Source organism: Pantoea sp. SGAir0180 (genome assembly GCF_043546245.1).
In genome coordinates this window covers 3,956,766-3,978,945 of record NZ_CP028071.1, presented here as the reverse complement: position 1 = coordinate 3,978,945, position 22,180 = coordinate 3,956,766, and the positions used below count along the sequence as shown (strand labels likewise).

General features: G+C 57.7%; 19 protein-coding genes and 1 riboswitch. Of the genes, 6 read left to right on the top strand and 13 right to left on the bottom strand.

The window, feature by feature from the left end; genetic code table 11:
• Positions 1-59: 59 nt before the first annotated feature.
• Positions 60-992, top strand: coding sequence for a LysR family transcriptional regulator (locus C1N58_RS18615; protein ID WP_394564402.1), 933 nt, complete (start codon positions 60-62; stop codon positions 990-992).
• Positions 993-1,052: 60 nt separating this feature from the next.
• Here the strand turns inward: C1N58_RS18615 and C1N58_RS18610 are convergent, their stop codons facing one another.
• The 8 genes from C1N58_RS18610 to C1N58_RS18575 form a co-directional block, all read right to left on the bottom strand.
• On the bottom strand, positions 1,053-1,556 hold the full coding sequence (locus tag C1N58_RS18610; protein WP_006121131.1) for a TIGR00645 family protein: 504 nt from the start codon (positions 1,554-1,556) through the stop codon (positions 1,053-1,055).
• A gap of 54 nt (positions 1,557-1,610) precedes the next feature.
• Positions 1,611-4,286 (bottom strand): two-component system sensor histidine kinase KdpD, encoded by a 2,676-nt coding sequence (kdpD, locus tag C1N58_RS18605; RefSeq protein WP_054632914.1) that lies wholly within the window; start codon positions 4,284-4,286, stop codon positions 1,611-1,613.
• A 13-nt stretch (positions 4,287-4,299) separates the two neighbouring features.
• Entirely contained in the window at positions 4,300-4,869 is a 570-nt protein-coding gene (gene kdpC / locus C1N58_RS18600) for a potassium-transporting ATPase subunit KdpC (protein WP_006121133.1), read from the bottom strand.
• A 10-nt stretch (positions 4,870-4,879) separates the two neighbouring features.
• Positions 4,880-6,925 (bottom strand): potassium-transporting ATPase subunit KdpB, encoded by a 2,046-nt coding sequence (gene kdpB / locus C1N58_RS18595; protein ID WP_033738291.1) that lies wholly within the window; start codon positions 6,923-6,925, stop codon positions 4,880-4,882.
• Between the two features lie 2 nt (positions 6,926-6,927).
• A complete protein-coding gene (kdpA, locus tag C1N58_RS18590; protein WP_033738293.1) occupies positions 6,928-8,610 on the bottom strand; it encodes a potassium-transporting ATPase subunit KdpA in 1,683 nt (560 codons plus the stop codon).
• Positions 8,610-8,699: a K(+)-transporting ATPase subunit F gene (gene kdpF, locus C1N58_RS18585; protein ID WP_033738296.1), complete on the bottom strand. Its 90-nt coding sequence runs from the start codon at positions 8,697-8,699 to the stop codon at positions 8,610-8,612. Before kdpF ends, kdpA begins: the two co-directional genes overlap by 1 nt.
• 111 nt (positions 8,700-8,810) lie before the next feature.
• A complete protein-coding gene (locus C1N58_RS18580) occupies positions 8,811-9,977 on the bottom strand; it encodes an HD-GYP domain-containing protein (protein WP_039342807.1) in 1,167 nt (388 codons plus the stop codon).
• 159 nt (positions 9,978-10,136) lie between these two features.
• Entirely contained in the window at positions 10,137-10,637 is a 501-nt protein-coding gene (locus tag C1N58_RS18575) for a GNAT family N-acetyltransferase (RefSeq protein WP_006121137.1), read from the bottom strand.
• 73 nt (positions 10,638-10,710) lie between these two features.
• On the opposite strand from C1N58_RS18575, the gene C1N58_RS18570 reads away from it, so the two are divergent.
• Positions 10,711-12,543: an ABC transporter ATP-binding protein gene (locus tag C1N58_RS18570; protein ID WP_394550201.1), complete on the top strand. Its 1,833-nt coding sequence runs from the start codon at positions 10,711-10,713 to the stop codon at positions 12,541-12,543.
• Here C1N58_RS18570 and C1N58_RS18565 read toward each other — a convergent pair.
• Complete coding sequence (locus C1N58_RS18565) at positions 12,540-13,664, bottom strand: GNAT family N-acetyltransferase (protein ID WP_394564401.1); 1,125 nt, start codon at positions 13,662-13,664, stop codon at positions 12,540-12,542. The two genes, C1N58_RS18570 and C1N58_RS18565, sit on opposite strands and share 4 nt — an antisense overlap.
• Positions 13,665-13,856: 192 nt before the next feature.
• Between C1N58_RS18565 and C1N58_RS18560 the strand changes: the two genes are divergently transcribed.
• On the top strand, positions 13,857-14,462 hold the full coding sequence (locus C1N58_RS18560; protein WP_325992865.1) for an alpha/beta hydrolase: 606 nt from the start codon (positions 13,857-13,859) through the stop codon (positions 14,460-14,462).
• A gap of 23 nt (positions 14,463-14,485) precedes the next feature.
• Here C1N58_RS18560 and crcB read toward each other — a convergent pair whose 3' ends face one another.
• A complete protein-coding gene (gene crcB / locus C1N58_RS18555; protein WP_006121140.1) occupies positions 14,486-14,863 on the bottom strand; it encodes a fluoride efflux transporter CrcB in 378 nt (125 codons plus the stop codon).
• A 93-nt stretch (positions 14,864-14,956) separates the two neighbouring features.
• A riboswitch (Fluoride riboswitch) is annotated at positions 14,957-15,033 on the bottom strand.
• Positions 15,034-15,268: 235 nt separating this feature from the next.
• Between crcB and C1N58_RS18550 the strand changes: the two genes are divergently transcribed.
• Positions 15,269-16,192: a nucleoside hydrolase gene (locus tag C1N58_RS18550; RefSeq protein WP_054632907.1), complete on the top strand. Its 924-nt coding sequence runs from the start codon at positions 15,269-15,271 to the stop codon at positions 16,190-16,192.
• Between the two features lie 36 nt (positions 16,193-16,228).
• On the opposite strand, the gene C1N58_RS18545 is transcribed toward C1N58_RS18550, so the two are convergent.
• A complete protein-coding gene (locus tag C1N58_RS18545; protein ID WP_006121142.1) occupies positions 16,229-17,257 on the bottom strand; it encodes a zinc-binding alcohol dehydrogenase family protein in 1,029 nt (342 codons plus the stop codon).
• A gap of 139 nt (positions 17,258-17,396) precedes the next feature.
• Here C1N58_RS18545 and C1N58_RS18540 point away from each other — a divergent pair, with 139 nt between their 5' ends.
• Both C1N58_RS18540 and C1N58_RS18535 read left to right on the top strand, forming a co-directional pair.
• Positions 17,397-18,299 carry a GntR family transcriptional regulator gene (locus tag C1N58_RS18540; protein ID WP_054632905.1) on the top strand — a complete coding sequence of 301 codons (903 nt, stop codon included), beginning with the start codon at positions 17,397-17,399 and terminating at the stop codon, positions 18,297-18,299.
• A 169-nt stretch (positions 18,300-18,468) separates the two neighbouring features.
• Positions 18,469-19,821, top strand: coding sequence for an MFS transporter (locus tag C1N58_RS18535; protein WP_006121144.1), 1,353 nt, complete (start codon positions 18,469-18,471; stop codon positions 19,819-19,821).
• Between the two features lies 1 nt (position 19,822).
• Here C1N58_RS18535 and C1N58_RS18530 read toward each other — a convergent pair whose 3' ends face one another.
• Positions 19,823-21,208, bottom strand: a complete 1,386-nt coding sequence (locus C1N58_RS18530; RefSeq protein ID WP_006121145.1) for a hypothetical protein — start codon at positions 21,206-21,208, stop codon at positions 19,823-19,825.
• A complete protein-coding gene (locus C1N58_RS18525) occupies positions 21,201-22,121 on the bottom strand; it encodes an alpha/beta fold hydrolase (RefSeq protein ID WP_173476982.1) in 921 nt (306 codons plus the stop codon). The genes C1N58_RS18530 and C1N58_RS18525 overlap by 8 nt, the downstream gene beginning before the upstream one ends.
• Between the last annotated feature and the right edge of the window lie 59 nt (positions 22,122-22,180).

Sequence of the window (22,180 nt, the reverse complement as noted above, 5' to 3'; positions counted from 1 at the left end):
GCCTGTTTTTGGCATACGCGGTAGACTGATAAAAAACAAAACGGTTATACGTGGGGCGCATGATCAATTTCAGCAATAACGATCGTATCGCATTGATGCATACCTTTATTCGCATTGTCGAAAGCGGCAGTTTGTCTGCCGCCGCAGTGCAACTTGGCTCAACGCAGCCCACTATCAGCCGTCGGTTGCAGGCGCTTGAGCACGGGCTCGGCGTGAAGCTGATATTGCGCACGACGCACGCGCTCAAGCTCACCGATGATGGCGAACGCTGTTATGCACAGGCACGGCAACTGCTCGCCACCTGGCATGCGCTGGAAGACGATTTAACCGGCGCAGGCAGCGATCCCGTCGGGACACTGCGGGTACGCGCGCCACATGCATTTGGTCAGGATCAACTGGTCGCCCCGCTGGTGGACTTTATGCGCCGCTATCCCCGTTTACGCATAGAGTGGATGCTGAACGACAGAACACCCGATTTTGTGGCCGAGAACGTTGACTGCGCCATTCAGGTCGGCGCGCCTACCGATCCTTCGGTCGTGGCGGTACTGCTGGCCGAAGTGCCGCGCATTGTTGTCGCGGCCCCTGAACTGCTCCGGCAGCATGCACCGATCACCCGGGTCGAACAGCTGGGCGCGTTGCCCTGGCTCGCGTTAACCAGCTTCTACCGTAACGAAATCGCGTTACAGCATCAGGACAAAGGTGAACCGATGAATCTGCCGATCGCCCCTGTTTTAAGCAGCGACAGCCTCTATGCGGTACGCAAAGCCGCGCTGGCGGGCCTGGGGGCCGCCATCGTGTCGTCGTGGGTGATACAAGAGGATTTAGCAGAGGGCAGGCTGGTCCAGCTCATGCCGGAATGGCAGGCTCCGGCGTTACCGGTATGGCTGACCTATCCCTGGGCGAGCTATTATCCTGCCCGGCTGACTGCGTTTTTTGCCATGATCAAGGCGGTGTTGCCTCATCTGGCGGGGGCACGGCCGGCGTCAGGCTGACGCCGGCATCTCGCGGGAAAAGCGACGTCAGTCGCCGGCGCGGATAACGCGTGCCGTCGGTTACACGTTTTTCTTCTCTGCCCGCGACATGCTGTCCAGCCAGCCCATCACGAAGGCCGACAAAACGAAGGTCAGATGGATGATCACGTACCACATCAGCTTATCGTTTTCGACATTGCGCGCGTCCATAAACACCCGCAGCAGGTGGATGGAGGAGATAGCCACAATCGACGCCGCCACTTTGTTTTTCAGCGAGCCGGAATCCATCTTACCCAGCCAGCTCAGCTTCTCTTTACCCTCATCAATATCGAGTTTGGAGACAAAGTTTTCATAGCCAGACAGCATCACCATCACGAGCAGCCCGCCGACCAGCGTCATGTCCACCAGTGACAGCAACAGCAGGATCAGATCGTTTTCTGCAATGCTAAAAATGTTGGGCAACAGGTGAACAATTTCCTGGAAAAATTTGATGGTCAGTGCCAGTAATCCCAGCGAAAGTCCAATGTAAACGGGAGCCAACAGCCAGCGCGATGCATACATCAGGTTTTCGGTAAAACGTTCCATAATTTCCCAGTCATAAGCAGTAAAGTCGCGCATTATAACCGATCATCTGTGAAGTTATTTCAGCCCTTCAGGAGAAATTTCAGGTGCGGGCGGCAAGGGTAAAGAAAGGCGGAAACAGGCCCCACCTTCCGGGCGATTTTCCGCCCAGATCTGACCGCCGTGACTCTCAATGATGGTTTTACAAATGGCCAGTCCCAGTCCGACGCCAGGCACGGCCGACTCTTTGTCGCCACGCGAAAACTTATCAAAAATACGGGTCATGTCCTGTTCCGCGATGCCCGGACCGCCATCCCAGACGGCAATTTCCAGGCGGGCATGATCACACCAGGCGCGGATCCCGCGCGGCGCGCAGTTACCGGCGTATTTGAGGCTGTTTTCGATCAGGTTGGTAAACACCCGCTCCAGCAAGGTGCTGTCTCCCTTAATCAGGACGATATCCGCAGGCAGATCGAGTTCGACCGCCTTTCCTTTCAGCGACGGTGCCATGCTACTGAGCGCCCCGCCGATCACCTCTTCGAGAGCCAGCCACTCTTCCCGTAAATTCAGACCGCCGGACTGAATACGCGCCATATCCAGCATATTGCTGACCAGACGAATCGTGCTCAGGGTCTGTTCGCGAATCTGGCTGGCCTGGGGCACATACTTTGAATTATCACTGGCCAGGTCGAGCATCAGCATTTCCGCCTGACCAAACAGCACGGTTAAGGGCGTGCGTAAATCGTGAGACAGCGCCGACAACAGGGCATTGCGTAACTGTTCACGCTCGGCGGCCAGCCGCGAAGCCGCTTCACTCTGCGACAGCGCCAGACGTTCCAGCGCGTTCGCAATCAGGACGGTGAAGGTTTCTAACAGCCGCTGCTGTTCGGGAATCATCAGCTGGCGCACGTTTTCTGGCTCGACGACCAACAGCCCGCGACAGGATTCTCCTACCTTCAGCGGCAGAATCTGGTAGGGCACGGCCGGTAACGTGTCTGTGCCTGCGCCGGCTGGCTGACCTTTGCTGTAGCTCCATTTGGCGATAGCCCAGTCCGGTTCATTTCCCGGCAGCGCGTTGCCCAGGGTTTGCAGCTCGCCCTGCTCATCCGGCAGCAGCAGCAGAGATCGGGCCTGCAATGTGGCGTCGAGCACGCGCTGACTGGTGGCCGCGATATCCTCGGGTGTCAGACCGCTGCCCAACGATTTAGCCATTTCATACAGTTGCCGGGTGCGCTGTTCGCGATAACGCGCGACGCGTGCCTGGTAGCGCACGCCCGCCGTCAGGTTACCCACGATCACGCCGACCGCCAGCATCACGCCAAAGGTCACCAGGTACTGTAAATCGGAGACGGCAATCGTGCCTTTCGGTGCCACAAAAAACAGATCAAAGGCAATAATGTTGATGACCGTGGCGATCACGGATGGCCATCGGCCATAACGCAGGGCCACGATCACCACCGCCAGCAGGTAGATCATCACGCAGTTGGCCGGATCAAAGCTGATCAGCACCGATTGTCCGGCGGCGGTGACCAGAATACACAGCACCAGCGCCATCATGACGCCGCGCAACTGCATGCGCCATTTGTCGCTGTTAACCCGGTCGCTGGCTAAAGGATGCGGCGCATCCTGCATGGGCTCATTGAGTGCCACTACCAGCAAATCCAGATCCGGGCCCAGTTGCCCCAGCCGCTCAGCAAAACTGTCGCGTCGCCAGCGTCGCACGGGACGCCGTCCGGTCACAATCTTGCCCAGATCGTGTTCCCGCGCGTAGCGCAGCACCGCCTGAGCGTCGTCGGGATCGGAGAGCGTTGCCGTTTCCGCGCCCATCTCCTGCGCCAGTTTGAGCGTCCGCAAAATGGCGCGGCGACGGGCCTCCGGTAAGCGGTTGAGGCGCGGCGTTTCAACATAGACAGCATGCCATTCGCTGCCGAGCCGGGCGGCCAGCCGTGCCGCCGTACGAACCAGTTTCTCGCTGCCCGTATCGTCTCCGATACAGAGCAAAATCGCGTCGCGCGTGTGCCAGACCTTGTCCCGTCCCTGGCTGTCGCGCCAGGCGCGCATCTGGTCGTCTACCCGATCGGCCGTGCGGCGCAGTGCCAGCTCACGAAGCGCAAACAGATTGCCTTTGCGGAAGAAATTTTCGATGGCCCGCTCGGCGCGATCGCCAATGTAGACCTTGCCCTCTTTCAGGCGTTGCCGGAGATCGTCAGGCGGCAGATCCACCAGCACCACTTCATCGGCGCTGTCAAAAAACGGGTCTGGTACGGTTTCACGCACCTGAATGCCGGTAACGCCGCCGACCACATCATTCAGGCTTTCCAGGTGCTGAACGTTCACTGTGGTCAGCACATCGATGCCCGCATCCAGCAGTTCTTCAATATCCTGCCAGCGTTTGGGATGTCGCGAGCCTTTCACGTTGGTATGAGCCAGTTCATCCATCAGGATGACCGCCGGATGACGTGCCAGCGCGGCATCCAGATCGAATTCAGCATGGCGGGATCGGCCGGTAGCGCGACGCGGCAGCACCACCAGTCCGTTAAGAAGCTGGGCCGTTTCCGGCCGCTCGTGGGTTTCCACCACGCCGACCAGCACGTCGAGTCCCTGGGCACGGAGCCGCTGCGCCTCCTGCAGCATGGCGTAGGTTTTCCCTACCCCCGCACAGGCACCAAAATAGATCTTGAGCTTACCGCGATGGCTGTCACTGTTGGCCTGTAACAGCGCATCCGGATCGGGGCGCAGCGGTTCGTGATTCATAGCGTCCTTTTACTTATTTAAGATCGTTCAGCGCCAGATTGAGTTGCAGCACATTCACCGTGGGTTCGCCGATAAATGGGAGCAGCGGACGTTGGGTCAGGCTGTCCACCAGCGCATCCACTTTCGCCAGCGGCAGCTGACGGGCCGCCGCCACGCGCGGTGCCTGCCACAGCGCTGCCTGTGGCGAAATCTCTGGATCAAGCCCACTGGCTGAACTGGTCACCAGATCCACCGGCACCGGCCCATTGGCCTGCGGATTGGCTGCACGTAACGCGGCAACGCGTTCAGCCACCGCTTTGTCGAGTGCCGGATTACTCGCGGCCAGGTTACTGCCACTGGATGCCAGGGGATTATACGGTTTGTCGCCGGTGGCAGAAGGACGGCCCCAAAACTCGCCAGGCTGGCTAAAAGCCTGCCCAATCAGTGCAGAGCCCCGTTCTTCACCTTCTACCTTTAACAGCGATCCGTTAGCCTGCCAGGGAAACAGCCACTGCGCCAACCCGGTCGTGAGCAAAGGATAAACTACGCCACATACAACCGTTAGCAGCAGCAGCAGAAAAATTGCCGGACGTAACTGACTCATTTTATTCTCCTCAGGCCATACCAAACAGCACAAGCAACATATCGATCGCTTTGATACCGATAAACGGCACCAGCAGTCCACCTAATCCATAAATCAGCAAATTACGGCGCAGCAGTGATGCGGCGCTTAATGGCCGGTAGCTCACGCCTTTTAAGGCCAGCGGAATCAGGAAGACGATTACCAGGGCATTAAAAATCACTGCCGACAGAATCGCGGAGGACGGTGAGTGCAGCTCCATCACGTTGAGCATATTGAGCTGAGGATACGTAGCCGCAAACGCCGCCGGAATAATGGCGAAGTATTTGGCTACGTCGTTGGCGATACTGAACGTGGTTAACGATCCGCGCGTCATCAACATCTGTTTACCGATATGGACCACTTCCAGCAGCTTGGTCGGGTTGGAATCCAGATCGACCATGTTGCCTGCCTCTTTTGCGGCCTGCGTCCCCGAGTTCATCGCGACCGCGACATCGGCCTGCGCCAGCGCAGGCGCATCGTTGGTGCCGTCACCGGTCATCGCCACCAGGCGGCCTTCGGCCTGATACTGACGGATCAGCGCCAGTTTGGCTTCGGGTGTCGCTTCCGACAAAAAGTCATCCACGCCCGCTTCGGCTGCAATCGCGGCGGCGGTCAGCGGGTTATCACCGGTAATCATCACGGTTTTAATGCCCATTTTGCGCAGTTCGGCAAAGCGCTCTTTGATCCCGCCCTTGACGATATCTTTCAGCGCGACCACGCCCAGCACTTTCGGGCCTTCAGCGACCACCAGCGGGGTGCCGCCCGCACGGGCAACCTCTTCCACCCGGGCGTTTACTTCTGCCGGGAACGCACCGTGACTGGCTTCAATATGACGGCGCACCGCATCGACCGCCCCTTTACGAATCAGGCGGTTCTGCACGTTCACACCACTCATGCGCGTCTGGGCTGAGAAGGGAATAAAACTGGCTCCCATGCTGCTCAGGTCCCGCTCACGCAGATTAAATTTTTGCTTCGCCAGGACCACGATACTGCGACCTTCCGGCGTTTCATCCGCCAGCGAGGCCAACTGGGCGGCATCGGCAAGCTGTTCTTCTGTGACGCCGGGGGCCGGTAAAAACTGGGTCGCCTGGCGGTTACCCAGTGTGATGGTGCCGGTTTTGTCCAGCATCAGCACGTCCACATCCCCGGCCGCTTCGACAGCACGACCACTGGTGGCAATCACGTTTGCCCCCAGCATTCGGCTCATCCCCGCGACGCCGATGGCGGAGAGTAAACCACCAATCGTGGTAGGGATCAGGCACACCAGTAACGCAACCAGCACGGTGATGGTCACCGGCGTACCGCCCCAGGCGGAGAACGGCCACAGCGTGACGGTAGCTAACAGAAACACAATCGTCAGGGACACCAGCAGAATCGTCAGGGCGATTTCATTGGGCGTTTTACGGCGCTGTGCTCCTTCCACCATCGCGATCATGCGATCCAGGAAGGTTTCGCCGGGGTTTGCACTACAGGTGATGACCAGCCAGTCGGACAGAATACGCGTCCCGCCGGTTACCGAGGCAAAGTCACCGCCCGATTCACGAATCACCGGTGCGGATTCCCCGGTGATGGCACTTTCATCAACCGATGCGCCCCCTTCGACCACCTCACCATCGCACGGGATAACGTCACCCGCTTCCACTAATACCGCATCCCCTTTGCGCAGCTCATCGGCCGCAATCTGCTGCCATTTTGCACCGTAATGCGCAGCCGACAGTTTTTTCGCAAAGCTGGTTTTTTTGACGCCTTTCAGGCTGTTCGCCTGGGCTTTACTGCGCCCTTCGGCCAGCGCTTCTGCCATGTTCGCAAACAGCACGGTAAACCACAGCCAGACAGACACCGCGCCGGTAAAACTGGCGCTGCCGCTCTGATAGCCAGTAGACATCAGCACCGCCAGTACCGTGGTCAGGAGACTGCCCAGGTAGACGACAAACATCACCGGATTACGAAACTGAACGCGTGGGTCGAGTTTTTTCACGGCATCGATTGCTGAAGTGCGCAAGAGCGCTGCGTCAAACACCTGTTGTTGACGACTCATGATTAATGTCCCTGAATAAGTTGCAGATGCTCGGCTACCGGACCCAGAGCCAGAGCGGGGATAAAGGTCAGTGCGCCCACCAGCAGGACGGTGCCCACCAACAACGCGATAAACAGCGGACCATGCGTTGGCAGCGTCCCGTTACCGACCGGCTGAATTTTTTTACCGGCCATAGAACCAGCAATCGCCATTACCGGCAGGATGATGCCAAAGCGCCCCAGGAACATGCAGATGGCCAGCAAAACGTTCCAGAACGGCGTGTTCGCGCTCAGACCGGCAAAGGCACTGCCGTTGTTGTTGGCGGCCGACGATACGGCGTATAACACTTCACTGAAGCCGTGGGTGCCTGGGTTAGCCATACCGGCCCGGCCAGCGTCGGTCATCATGGCGATGGCTGTACCGATCAGCACCAGCGCGGGCGTCACCAGAATGGCAAGGGCGGTCATTTTCATTTCCCAGACTTCAATTTTTTTGCCGAGAAACTCGGGAGTACGGCCAATCATCAGTCCGGCGATAAACACCGCCAGCAACACGAACAGCAACATCCCATACAGGCCCGCACCGACACCGCCGAAGATCACTTCGCCCAGTTGCATCAGCAACATAGGTACCATGCCGCCCAGGGCCGTGAACGAGTCATGCATCGCATTCACCGCACCACAGGACGCGGCGGTCGTGATAACCGCAAACAGGCTGGAATTGAGAATGCCAAAGCGCGTTTCTTTTCCTTCCATATTGATGGCGCTGTCCGCGCCCAGCGTCAGGAAGTGCGGATTCCCGTTCACTTCCGCCCACATCACGAAGGCCGCCGCCACAACAAACATCAGCGTCATTGACCACAGCAGCATGTTGCCCTGACGACGGTCTTTCACACATTCGCCAAAGGCAAAGCACAGCGCGGCCGGTATCAGGAAGATACTGAGCATCTGCACGAAGTTGGTCAGCGCGGTGGGGTTTTCAAACGGGTGAGCAGAGTTCGCGTTAAAAAAGCCGCCGCCGTTGGTGCCCAGCATTTTGATGGCTTCCTGCGAGGCCACCGGGCCCATTGCCAGCGTTTGCTGCGCCCCATCCAGGCCGGTAATCGTCTGATAAGGCAGGACGTTCTGAATGCTGCCCTGGCTGACAAAAAACAGCGCCATCAGCAGACTGACGGGCAATAACACGTAAAGCGTCACGCGCGTCAGATCGCGCCAGGCGTTACCCAGGGTTGCAATCGAGCGATTCGCAAAGCCCCGAATCAGGGCAAAGGCGACAGCGATACCGGTCGCGGCAGAGAAAAAGTTCTGCACGGTCAGGCCCACCATCTGGCTGAAATAGCTCAGGGTGCTCTCGCCTGAATAAGCTTGCCAGTTGGTGTTAGTGACGAAGCTAATCGCGGTGTTAAGCGCCAGATCCCAGCTCAAGGCCGGAAAATGTTGTGGATTGAGCGGGAGCTTGTCCTGAAGCAGCAGTATAGCCAGCAGGAGGATCAGGCCGAACAGGTTGAACAGCACAATGGCCAGCAGGTATTGCGGCCAGCGCATATCGCCTTGCTGTACCCCGGCGACGCGCCAAAACAGCGCTTCGGCACGGGTAAAAAGGGGTTTGTCCGCCACCAGCGCTGCCAGACCACGTCCCAGCGGCTGTGCCAACACCATCAGCACCAGCAGATACACCGCGATCAGTAAAAATGCATTGGCCGCCATCAGAAGGCCTCCGCATTCAACAGGGCATACACTAAATAGCCCAGCAACAACACGACCAGCACAATGCCGGTTATCACGCCTGCACTCACAGCAACCTCCAGAGGTTTGGATTTGCTGAATAGCTTGCGCTGAGTCACATAAAGAAAGGGTTAAAAAGCACTGGCACGCTGTAAAAAAGGTATAAAAATGGCGACGTTGGCTCAGGCAACGTCCAGCAACCAGACCCGGTTGAGGTCGATCGTTGGCCAGGCCGCGAGACTCTCCGAGCAGACAATGCTGTCCGTGCAAAAACTGTCCCCCAGATCGACCACTTCTGGTCTGACGGGGCGCTTAGCGTGCAACGACCAGAAAACATGTACGCGCGGCTTCTGAAGCGATTGTTCGCCCGCCTTGACCACCAGTGCAATACGTCCCGATGCCAGCCGCACCAGCGACCCCACCGGATACAGACCGATTGTCGTAACGAACGCATGCAGCAGCGTTGTGTCAAAATGCCCGCGCCAGGCCAGCATCGACTGTAAAGCCTGTGCGGGTGTCCAGCCCTCGCGGTAAGGACGCGTTGAGGTCAGGGCATCGTACACATCACAAATGGTGGCCATACGGGAATAGACGCTAATCTCATGGCCTTTATGACGGTAGGGATAACCGCTGCCGTCATATTTTTCATGATGATGCAGGGCAATATCGACCAGGTCATCCCCTGCGTTCGCTTCCATCAGCATCTGTGCACCCGCTATCGGATGCTCGCACATGATGGCAAACTCGTCGTCGCTCAGCTTATCCGGTTTATTCAGGATACTGAGCGGTACGGCCGCTTTGCCAATGTCATGTAACAACCCTCCCATGCCAACGCGCTGAAGTTGATGCGCATCCAGGCCGAGCTTTTTACCCAGGGCGATCATCAAGCCGCAGACCGCCATGGAGTGCAGGTAGGTGTAATTATCGTGATCTTTCAGTTGTGCCACGCGCAGAAGTGCGCTGGGCTCGCGCTCAATCGAACCGGCTATTTTATCCACAATATCAATCATACTGCTCAGATCGAGGCCGCAACCCATTCGCGCTTCGTTAAACAGCGCCAGGACCTTGATTTTGCCTTGTTCAAATAGCTGCTGTGCCTGTTCACGTTCCTGCGTAAAGGGAGCCTGCTGGCAGGGTGCGGTATGGACTGGCTCAGGAGGTGGTGATGAAATCGATTTCTCTTCATCAATCCATAACCGCTGAATACCTTCACGCCGGAACATCGCAACCTGCTGCGGATCGGTGATCAGCATCTGATTACGAATACGTTTGTCTTTAAACCACCAGACCTCAAGTTTGTGGACGAACATGCCCGTTTTCAGTTCGTCGATCGTTATTAGTTTTATCACAATCGCCCTCCAGAGCATCAGTGGGTGATACCGTCATATCGGCAGGCGATGGGTTTTATGCAGGGCATTTTGTGCGAACTGTGGCACAGAACAACGTTTAAACATGTTGCGCGACTTTTGACCTTAACGCCGCGCGCAAAAACGGGCAATGCGCGGTCGTTACGCCACGTTGAGCAGTTTGGCCATCATCACCACATCATGAAGTTTACCTTCACGTAAGGATGCCTGACGACGCACCCCTTCGCGCTCAAAACCCAGCCTTTCATACAGCGCCAGCGCCCGATGATTGTCATGAAACACCTCAAGCTCCATGCGGGTGATGCCCAGCCAGTTACGTGCATAATCCATTGCCGTGCGGATCAACAGCTCGCCAATGCCGCGCCCTGAGAACGCCGGATTGACACCGATGCCGAAGCTGATGCAGTGACGCGTACGCGGATTATGATTTGTAAACAAGGTCAGCTCACCAACCATTTCGCCGTCTACTTCGGCAACAAAATTGATGAAGCCCTCGGCATCCATTTTTGCGAATTTCTTTTCCCAGGTGGCGACGCTGGGAAACGGCAATTGCAGCGTCCAGGGGAAAACCGCCGGATGGCCGTAAAGACGTTGGTAAGCCGCTGCATCATGTGGTTCACGGCCGCGCAGAGTGATATCCATAGAGAATCCTTTTTTTAATCGGACGTACACATGCACTAAGCTGTAATTCTTATCGAACGGAAAGAGTAACTGTATGTTGTATCGTCGTTTCGAACGTTTTATCAATATTTTTCAGGATGCCCCCACCGATATGCCGCCCTCACGGGTCTGGCCTTTTTATTTTTACTACCTGCGCCAGGTGTGGCCGAGCTTCGCAGCACTGCTGGTGGTGGGGCTGGTGGGCGCGCTCATTGAGGTGGCGCTGTTCAGTTATCTGAGCCGCATCATTGATCTGGTTAACCATTCCACCCCGGCTACGCTGTTCCACGATAACTGGCCAACCTTACTCTGGATGGGCTGCGTCGCCCTGATACTGCGGCCGGTGTTTATTGCGCTGCACGATATGCTGGTTCACCAGAGCATTAATCCCGGCATGACCAGCATGATTCGCTGGCAGCACCACAACTACGTTCTGCGTCAGAGCATGAATTTTTTCCAGAACGATTTTGCGGGCCGGATTGCGCAACGCATTTTGCAAACCGGTAACTCGCTCCGCGATTCTGCGGTGCAGTTGGTCGATGCCATCTGGCATGTGCTGATCTACGCCGCGACGGCGCTGGTGCTGTTCGCCGAAGCGGACTGGCGTTTGATGATTCCGCTCATTATCTGGATTGTGCTTTACAGCGCGGCGCTGCGCTATTTTGTGCCGCGCGTAAAGGCCCGTTCCGTGGTGTCCTCAGAAGCGCGCTCGAAACTCATGGGCACGATTGTGGATGGTTACACCAATATAGCTACCATCAAGCTGTTCGCCCATAGCGACCTGGAGCGGCAGTACGCACGTGAGGCGATTCAGGAGCAGACAGACAAAACGCAGCAGGCTAACCGCATGGTAACCAGCATGGATTTGACGCTGTCGACGCTCAACGGCGTTCTGATTGTTGCCACGTCCGGCCTGGCGCTGTGGCTGTGGAGCGCATCGCTGATTAGCGTCGGTGCCATTGCCCTGGCGACCGGCCTGGTTATCCGTCTTGTTAATATGTCCGGTTGGGTGATGTGGGTGGTGAACGGCATTTTTGAAAATATCGGCATGGTGCAGGACGGACTGAACACCATTTCCCAACCGCTTAGCGTGCAGGATGCGCCCCAGGCAAAACAGCTCAGGGTGACGCAGGGGGAGATTCGCTTCGACAACATCCGTTTTAACTATGGTGGCGAGCGGCAGGTGATTAATGGCCTGAACCTGACCATTAAACCGGGAGAAAAGATTGGCCTGATTGGACCTTCCGGTGCCGGAAAATCAACGCTGGTCAATCTGCTGTTGCGTCTTTACGACCTGAACGGCGGGCGCATCCTGATTGACGGTCAGTGTATTGCCGAGGTGACGCAGGAAAGCCTGCGCAGCCAGATTGGCATGATCACCCAGGATACCTCGCTGCTGCACCGCTCTATCCGCGAAAATCTGCTCTATGGCCGGCCCCATGCCAGCGAGGAAGAACTGCAACTGGCTATCCGTCGCGCCCGCGCCGACGAATTTATCCCGCTGCTGTCGGATTCCCAGGGCCGGACAGGGCTGGATGCGCATGTCGGTGAGCGCGGCGTAAAACTGTCTGGCGGGCAGCGTCAGCGTATAGCCATTGCGCGCGTGTTGCTGAAAAACGCGCCGGTTCTGATCATGGATGAAGCCACTTCCGCCCTTGATTCAGAGGTGGAAGCGGCGATTCAGGAAAGCCTGGAGTCGTTGATGCAGGGGAAAACGGTGATTGCCATCGCTCACCGTCTGTCCACGATTGCAAAAATGGACCGGCTGGTGGTGCTGGAACACGGCCAGATTGTCGAAATCGGTAGCCACCAGGAACTGCTGGCACAAAATGGCCTGTATGCCCGGCTCTGGCAACACCAGACCGGCGGGTTTGTCGGGGCGGACTAGTCGCCGCGTCGGTAGGGCAAGGCGTCCCGGGCTTCCTCGGCCCACAGGTGAACGCCCTGCCGCTCCTGCTGCAAAAAATCGTCAACGGCGGCGCGCAGGCCGGGGTGACACAGGTAGTGCCAGGAGTGGGTAATCTGCGGTTCGAAACCACGCACCAGCTTGTGTTCGCCCTGCGCGCCCGCATCGAAGCGTTGCAGGCCTTCGGCGATGGCGAAATCCATCCCCTGATAAAAACAGGTTTCGAAGTGAAGCTGGTTAAATTCCGCCAGGCAGCCCCAGTAGCGGCCATACAGGCTTTCCCCGTCTTTAAGGTAAAAAGCCATCGCTGCGGGCTGCTGCTGCAAACGGGCAATGACGACGCGAATGTTTTCCGGCAGACGCGCGGCCAGTAAGCTAAAAAAGGCACGCGTCAGATAAGGACGCTGACCACGCACCGAGTACGTGTTAGCATAGCAGGTGTACACAAAATCCCATTGATCTTCACGCAGTTGATCGCCGCGATACCAGTCAAATTCAAAGCCGTTCAGGGCGACCTGCTCCCGTTCCTTGCGCAGCTGTTTGCGCTTGCGTGACATCAACGTATCCAGAAAGTCCTGGAAGTCGCGATAGCCGCGATTGTGCCAGTGATACTGGCAGCCCAGCCGCGCCAGCCAGTCGGGTTGTTCCGCCAGCAGCGCGTTAGCGTGAGAGTCGGTGAAATTGATATGCGCGCCACTCAACGTCTGGCGCTCCAGCCAGTCTGGCAGCCTCGACAGCAGACGGATAGCGGCATCGGATTTGCCCAGCACGCGCGCGCCCGTTACCGGGCTGAAGGGAATGGCACCGAGCCATTTCGGATAGTAAGCGATACCGGCTCGCTGACAGGCATCGGCCCAGGCGTGATCGAACACGTATTCACCCTGTGAATGGCTTTTTTGGTAGCCGGGTAGCGCGGCGCAGAGTTCACCCTGCTCACGCCAGACCAGATGGGCTGGCTGCCAGCCCCGTTCCGGCCTGACGCTGCCGCTGTCTTCAAGGCTCAGCAAAAAGGCATGGCGCAAAAAAGGCTGATCATCAGGCAGCAGCGCATCCCATTCAGCGGCGGGAATGTCGGATAACGTGCTCAGGGTAAACAACGACATGCATAACTCCAGACGGCAAGCGGTGACGTTTCAGTCAAGCAGGTTTTACGTTACAGGGAAAGGGAGACGGCACGTAATGTTTGCCTTCCCCTGTACGACAGGCGGCCTTCCCGGCGGTCAGTTTGATTTTGACGTTAACCGGTGTAACTGTTCAAATACCTGTCAGACAACACAACTTTTACAGGAACCGGCATGGCAAAAGCACTGGTGATTTTTCTGCACGGCGTAGGCAGTAACGGCGACGATCTGGCACCTGTCGGCGACTATTGGGCAACCTTGTTACCCGATGTGGTCTTTGCCTCACCGGATGCGCCTTATGCTTTTGAACAGGGCATGGGCTATCAGTGGTTCAGTCTGGCGGGCATTACGCCGGAAAACCGTTCAGGGCGGGTTCGCGAAGCTCGTGAGGCGTTTGACCGCGTTCTGCGTGACCTGATGGCGCAGCATGATATGGCAGAATGCTGGGAGAAGGTCATCCTGGTGGGCTTTTCTCAGGGCTCGATCATGGCGCTAGATCTACTGGCCTCTGGCCGTTATCCCCTGGCGGGCGTGGTGGCATTTTCCGGCCGACTGGCCTTTGACGGCCCACTGACACCACTCGCGCATACGCCAGCCCTGCTGATCCATGGCCGGGCTGATGCGGTGATCCCCGTCAGCGAAAGCGAGTCAGCCGCGGCCCGCCTGAAAGCTGCGGCGGTTCCGGTCGAGGCATTGATTGAGCCACAGACTGGCCACACGATTTCAGCCGAGGGCGCCCTGCACGCCGCCAGCTTCATCGCTCAGTGTCTGCAGGACTGATGGCATCCGGTTTCGCGGCGGCGTTAACCCAACAGGTTAATCAGCGCGAAACCGGCAAAACTCATCAGCAACGAGCCAATGACATGCACCAGCGCGCTGCTCATCGCCCAGAGATATTTTCCGGACTGCAACAGGGTCATTAATTCTGCGGTAAACGTGGAAAACGTGGTGAGCCCGCCACATAAGCCTGTAATGATCAGTAACCGCCAGGCGGGATCGAGCTGGGGATTTTTAATAAACCAGGCCATGGCCCCCCCGATCACAAAGCCGCCAATCAGATTCACCAGCAACGTACCCGGTGGAAGATTGGGGAAAAACGCATTGAAACGCATACCGAACCACCAACGCAGTACACAACCTACGCTGCCGCCCACGATCACAGCGAATAGCGGTTTTAACATCTTATACTCCCGTTAACAGGCATTGTGCAGAAGACGGTGGAGGGTCAGCAAATACCGGCACCTGACGCTCCCGCTCCCACGAAAGGATAAAGGATAGTGTCAGGCGTCATCAGCCGCAGGGGAAACCTGCTGGCGGTTGGGGAAGGTGGAACGCCATCACCTTGCGCAGGCAATCATACGATGCCTTTTTCTGACTGGCAACTCAGACCATGTGAACGCGCGCGCCCGTGATGTGCGGCTGACATGCAGCGTTAAAAACCCGACGCGGGTAGCCTTAAAAGGGGGGAGAATTCAGGTTTCCCCTTTTTCCGTTTTCCGCTTAAATAAATGACGGCTTTTACGCTTGCCGCGCCCGCACAATGATTGTCGCCCCGGGTGAGGCGCTCACGCTTTCTGGAGAATCCTGTGCGCACTGTCATTTTTGATACTGATATCGGCGTGGATGATGCCTTTGCGCTGGCCTATGCCGCGCGGACGCAACATCTGCTGGGCATTACCACGGTATTCGGCAACGTTGCCGTGGGCCAGGCGGTGAAAAATGCGCGGCTCTTTTGCCAGAAAATGGCGATTGACGTGCCGGTGTACCGCGGCTGCGCCCGTCCGCTGGCACGGGAACCGAGCGCACCTGCCAGGCTGCATGGTGAAGACGGTTTAGGGGATGCGTTTGATAATCCGTTTAGCGACGACGCGCCCGGTGCCGTGCAGTTTATTATCGACAGCGTTCGTGCTAATCCCGGCGTCATTACACTGGTGGCAATCGGTCCCCTTACCAATATCGCCAGCGCCATCAATCAGGCACCGGATATTATCCCGCTGGTCAAAGAACTGGTCATCATGGGCGGCGCCTTTGGTACCGATGGCCACAGCGGGAATGTGACACCGTTCAGTGAATTTAATATCTGGAAAGATCCTCATGCTGCGGATCAGGTCCTGTCCTCGGCCTTGCCGGTTATGCTGATCCCGCTGGATGTTACCCATAAAGTGTTGATCAATAGCGATGAGGTGGATCAACTGCAACAGCCGATCCTGCGGGCGATCTGCCGCCCTTATCTGGCGTACAGTCTTGAGAAGGAAGGATTTGCGGGAATGGCGTTGCATGACACGCTGACGATATCCTGGCTGTGTTTGCCCGAGGCATTTACGCTGGTGGAAAGCCCACTGCGGGTGATTACCGAAGGCATCGCCTGTGGTCAGACGGTGCGCCAGATCAGCACGCTGGCTTCCCGTCACAACCCTTTTCGCGATTTGCCCCGACAACGCATCGCATTGGGCGTGGATGCCGACGCCGTGCGTCGCCACTTTTTCCAGTCGCTCTCCGGAACGGCGTAGCGCGTGCGGAGACAGCGCACCCCGTTGTCTCCGGCTTCAGCGATCAAAATCGATAACGCCCTTAATTAACGCTCGATTGTTGATGACCTGCGCCTCAAAGTGTTCTGCCAGCGTCGAAAACGCGAAACGCCGGTTGAGCATCATATCGGCACGTAACGTCCCGGCCGCCATGAGTTCACGCACCCGATCAAAATCCTCACGGGTGGCGTTACGGCTACCCATGATCGTGCTCTCCTTCTTGTGAAACTCACTGTCAGGAATCACCAAATCCCCTTTATGCAGACCGACATACACGACTGTTCCGCCATGGCGAATCAGGCTCACGGCCGCGTTCATCGCCGCAGGATTGCCTGTGGCATCAAGCACCTTCAACGGCAGCCTGCCATCAAATTCGTTTCGCAGTGAGGTTATAAACGCCGCATCAGCCGGATTGAGTGCACAGAGGCCCAACTGCTGGCTGACGTGCTGACGGCGGTAATCACTGGTATCCGCGACCACCACCTGCGCGCCGTTAGCAGCGGCAATGGCGGCAGCCCCCAGGCCGATCGGCCCCGCTCCCACGACCAGCACCTGCTCGCCCTGCGCCACCGCCGCTCGACGCACCGCGTGGGCGCTGATGGCAAAAGGCTCAATGAGCGCTGCGGCTTCTGGCGCAAGATCGTCCACCACCAGCAGGTTAGCTGCCGGTACGCAAAGGTAGTCGCTAAAGCCGCCATCCTGATGGACACCCATCACCGAAATGTTTTCGCAGCAGTTGGTTTTACCGCTGCGGCAGGCATCGCATTCAAAACAGGAGAGATAGGGAATCAGTGCCACCCGCTGTCCTGCGGCTAAATCGTGAACGGCAGCGCCTGTCTCCACCACCTCCGCACAGAGTTCATGGCCGAGGACACGCGGATAGCTAAAAAAGGGTTGGTTTCCTGCCCAGGCATGAATGTCGGTGCCGCAAATGCCTGCGCTGACGATTTTAAGCAGCGCTTCAGTCGCGGCAGGCCGGGGTTGAGGGCGTGTAGCCCAGACCAGCGAACGCGGTTCTGCGATGACTAAGGCTTTCATAGTGGTCATGGCCACTCTCCGGTTATCAAAAGCGCAGTTATGGCGAATCTGGCTGCGGCACCGTATTCCCCTCTTCTCACTTTGTGAACCAGAACGGCTTTTTTGGGCCTTCAATGGTTTTTAATGCATAAAAAACCGGAGCCCCCGCATGAGCCGCAGCCAAAATTTACGCCATAACGTCATCAACCATATGCTGGAAAGCATCGCCCAGGGCCACGTTCAGTCGCCGCTGCCACCGCAGGCCGCCCTGGCCGAAATGTTCACGGTCAGCCGCACGACCGTGCGTCATGTGCTGAGTTATCTGCATGAGCGAGGCGTACTGGAAAAAGTCAAAGACAGCTGGGTTATTGTGCGCGCGCCGGAGGCGCAGGACAGCCTGAACGCGGTGATGCCGCCGATTGATCAACAGGCCAGTCTGGTTGAAAAGCGTTTTTTCGATCTGATCAATCAGCGACAGTTGCAGCCCGGCGATACCTTCAGCGAGCTGCAACTGGCAAAGCAGGCCAATGTCAGCCCGGTGGCCGTGCGCGAATTCTTACTGCATTTTATGCGCTACAACCTGCTGGAACCGGTCAAACGCGGCCACTGGCAGATGAAAAAGTTTTCGCAGACGTATGCGGAAAAGCTGTTTGAGCTACGTGAAATGCTGGAAACCCATGCCCTGACGCGTTTTTTAAATTTGCCCATGGACGATGAACGCTGGATTCAGGCGCGCGATCTACTGGATCGGCACCGATCGATGCGTGAGACCATTGCCAGCAACTATCGCCATTTTGCGGCGCTGGATAAGCAGTTGCACTCGCTGATTCTGTCTGCCGCCAATAACCCGTTCTTTAATCAGTCGCTGGAGATTATTTCCGTTATTTTCCATTCGCACTATCAGTGGGATGAAAGCGATCTGAAGCAGCGCAACATCGTTGCCCTGGAGGAGCATATGGCGATTTTGTCTGCGTTAATCGGTCGCCGGGATGTGGATGCGCTTTGCGCCCTGCACAGTCATCTGGCCACAGCCAAGCGATCCATGATCCGCAGCATTAATCAGTACAATTAAAAACCGATTAAAAACCGCAAAGCATTAGCTCTCGCACGATTTTGAAACAACTTTACAACATCTCTGCTTTATCGCCCTTACTCTTCATCGCAACGCGCCGGCGGCTTTGTGCCGTCGGGCATCCTTAATGCTCACAATAATGATAAATCGCCTGCTCAGGGAGATTGCCATGGAAAACAGATCGGTTATTGATCGTTCAACCTCGCCCGCCGCCGCTGCACCTGATGAGGCGTTTGTGCCGTTGCGCAGTGATATCGTGCGCTCGCCGCGCATCCGTAAAGTCCAGATTACCGCCATGCTGTTGCTGCTGCTTGCCGCCATCATTAACTACCTTGATCGCAGCTCGCTGTCGGTGGCCAATATGACGATTCGTGAGGAGATGGGGCTGAGCGCGACGGAAATTGGCGTGCTGCTCTCGGCATTTTCGCTGGCTTACGGGCTGGCACAACTGCCCGCTGGCGCCCTGCTGGACCGCAAAGGCCCACGTATTATGCTGGGCGTGGGCATGTTCATCTGGTCACTTTTCCAGGCCGCGTCCGGACTGGTGCATAACTTTACTCAGTTCGTGTTGGTGCGCATTGGCCTCGGGATGGGTGAAGCGCCCATGAATCCATGCGGCGTAAAGGTCATCAATGACTGGTTCAATATTAAAGATCGCGGGATGCCGATGGGGATGTTTAACGCCGCCTCGATGATCGGATTATCGGTGGCGCCGCCGATCCTGGCGGCCATGATGCTGCTGCTGGGCTGGCGCGGCATGTTTGTGACTATCGGTATTTTAGGGATTTTCCTCGCGATCGGCTGGTACATGACTTATCGCGACCGTGATAACAACACCTTAAGTGCGGAAGAGATCCATTATCTGCAGGCGGGCAGCGTGGCATCGCGTAAAGCGCCGATCAGCTTTCGTGAATGGCGCGGCCTGTTTAAGCAGCGCACCATGTGGGGCATGATGATTGGCTTCAGCGGCATTAACTACACCGCCTGGCTGTATATTGCCTGGCTGCCGGGTTATCTGCAGTCGACCTATCACCTTGATCTTAAGAGCACAGGCTTACTGGCGGCGATTCCTTTCCTGTTTGGCGCAGCCGGCATGTTGCTCAACGGCTATGTGGTGGATGCGTTAGTGAAACGCGGCTGGGATGCGGTTAAAACCCGTAAGGTGTGCATTGTCAGCGGCATGGTTCTGTCTGCGGGTTTTACCGCCTTCGTCACGCGCGCCACTGAGACCACCAGCGCCGTCACCCTGATTGGCATGGCCCTGTTTTGTATTCACTTTGCGGGGACCTCATGCTGGGGCCTGATCCACGCTAACGTGACCGCGCGCATGACAGCCTCCGTAGGCAGCATTCAAAACTTCGCCAGCTTTATCTTCGCGTCCTTTGCTCCGGTGATTACCGGCTGGATACTGGACACCACGAAGTCCTTCAGCCTGGCGCTGATGATTTGTGCCTGCGTAACCCTGATGGGCGCACTGGCCTATCTGGTGCTGGTTCGCAAGCCCATCACCGACGGGGCCTGACTCAGGTTAGCGCCCTGATGCTCACGCCATGACGGGCGCCGTAACGCTGAATACCGGCGATCGCTGTCCCGACAGTGAGCGGCGGCGGCGCAGGCAGCAGCGGTGCCCGCTCACGGAGCGCCGCGTCAAACTGCGAAACACTGGTGACATCATGAGGAAAACGCGTTTCATCCACACCGACCAGCGCGCCTTCGTCTTTGGCGAAGGTAAGCAACTGCTGCCAGCGGGCGATGTCGGCCAGCCCGATGCTGTCGGCCCCTTGTGAGTACAACAGCATATCGATGTAGCGGAACGGCGGCTGTTTTTCCAGAAAACGCTGCAGCGCATCTGCCGAGGCGGCAGAGGGGAACATCAGCCAGAAGGGAATCGCCTGTTGCTGCATACTGCACCAGGGATCCAGCAATATAAAGCTGTCTACCGTAAGCCGGGTGGGCAGCACGCCTGCCGCCAGATACCAGTCACGGTAGATTTCCGCCACCACAAAACTCAGCGCCTCCGGTTGCTCATAACGAATTTCCATCAGCGTCCAGCGTTGAGCTTCTGCCAGTTTTTTCAGAGGAGAGATCAGGTAACCGTCCAGCCCCCATTCGGCTTCAGGGACATGATCGGTGATGGCAGGCGGCGTCCAGCGCGCCCGATCAACCCCTGCCCGCGCCAGATATTCCGCAACGCGGGGGCCGCCCTGCAAATACTCGCTTTCCGTTGCCCCACCGGGTGCGCCAAACTGGAAAAACGAACGGTCGCTGGTGCGGGTGACCGGCCACTGGCGCGTGCAGTGATTGATAAACAGGGTCGCGCCTGCGGGCAATCCTCCCAGCAGAAATTCATTAAAGGCGAGTGGCATATCGCGTAATTTAAGCCGGAAAGCCTGCATATTTTCGAGCAGCAGCCGGTCCTGACTCGGATCCTGCCTGTGATGGACCGCCAGCCTTGGCCAGGTCGCCAGCAGCGCCGCGGCCACCGCTTTGCCTTGCTCAAAGCCGGCCTGGGCATCGTCCGGATCGCTGGGTTCCACGCGCACCGGGCACAGAAACGTTTGCGGTAGCCAGGGCGTTCCCATCGCCGCCGCCAGATGGACCAGCGCACCGTTCGATGCGCCGATAAATGCCGCCGGATACTCGCGCTGCGGGTAGGCACTCACCATCCATTCGGCGATGCCTTCCACATCCAGCTCACCCGCCTGTTTCGGGCTGATTCCGTCCGCCTGGCCACTTATCGCATGGCCCCATTCACGTAACCGGCTCGGTAGTCGATCCAGTGAAGGCAGTAACCGGTCCAGCATCGATGACGAACGGGTCAGGGGCTCATCGCGCAGTGCACTTGCCAGAGCCAGCAACATGGTTGCTGCGGAATCAAAGCGGGCGATGCCCTTCGGCGGTTTACTCATCGGCGTTCTCCTGCTGAATACGGGCCAAAAAGGGTCGGATCGCATGGCAGAAGCTCCATGGATAGACATAGTGCAGCCGGTGGGTACCGCCGCGCAGGGTGATTTTTTCACACTGAGGCAACAGCCCCGCCAGCTCATCCAGCCAGCGCGCCGGACAAACCGGGTCCCGCGAACCCCGGAGCAACAATGTGGGGGCCGTCAGATACGTCAGATGGTATTCAATCGGATCGTTAAGCATGGCGCGCAGCGTGCCAAATACACGGGGGAGACCGGCTTTCGCCCAGTCGATGCGGGCCAGCGGGTCAGGTGAACGGTGGGCTTCCAGTCGGCTGTTGCGCCAGCCGCGCCAGAGCTGGCGCAACAGGCTTCGCGCATGGCGATCGGCTGTGGGCCCCTGTAGCACCAGTCCGGCCACAGCGTCCGGGTGATTATCCGCCAGCGCCGCCAGCACCTGACAGCCAAAGGCGCTGCCGACCCAGATTGCCCGCCGGAAACCATTGTGCTGGAGCCACTGCCACAGGATATCGGCCAGTTCACTGACGGAAAGCACCGGTGCCGATGCGGGCAACGCGCTACCGCCAAAGCCGGGCAGGTCGGGGACCAGCACGTGATAGTCCCGACCCAGCGCGAGGGCCAGCGCCTCCATCGAACGGCCTGACATCGCCAGACCGTGAAGCAGAACGACAGGTAAACCATGAGGCGCGTCGGGCGTCACGCGGGTGAACATGCGCCAGTCACCGATCTGTTGATAGTAACCCGCCAGCCCCGCATGGTGACTACGCGGTGAAACAGGCGGCGTTTGTTTCATTTGCTGCCAGCGCTTCGCGCCCCACAGCACTGCACCTATACCTAAACCAACCCCTGCGGCCACGGCTATGCCCTGTCGCCTTTTACACCGGATGGTACGCCTCATCAGCTGCTCCTGTTCCTGGGTACTTATTGAGTGTAGGACGGGATCGGCAGAGAGGCAGT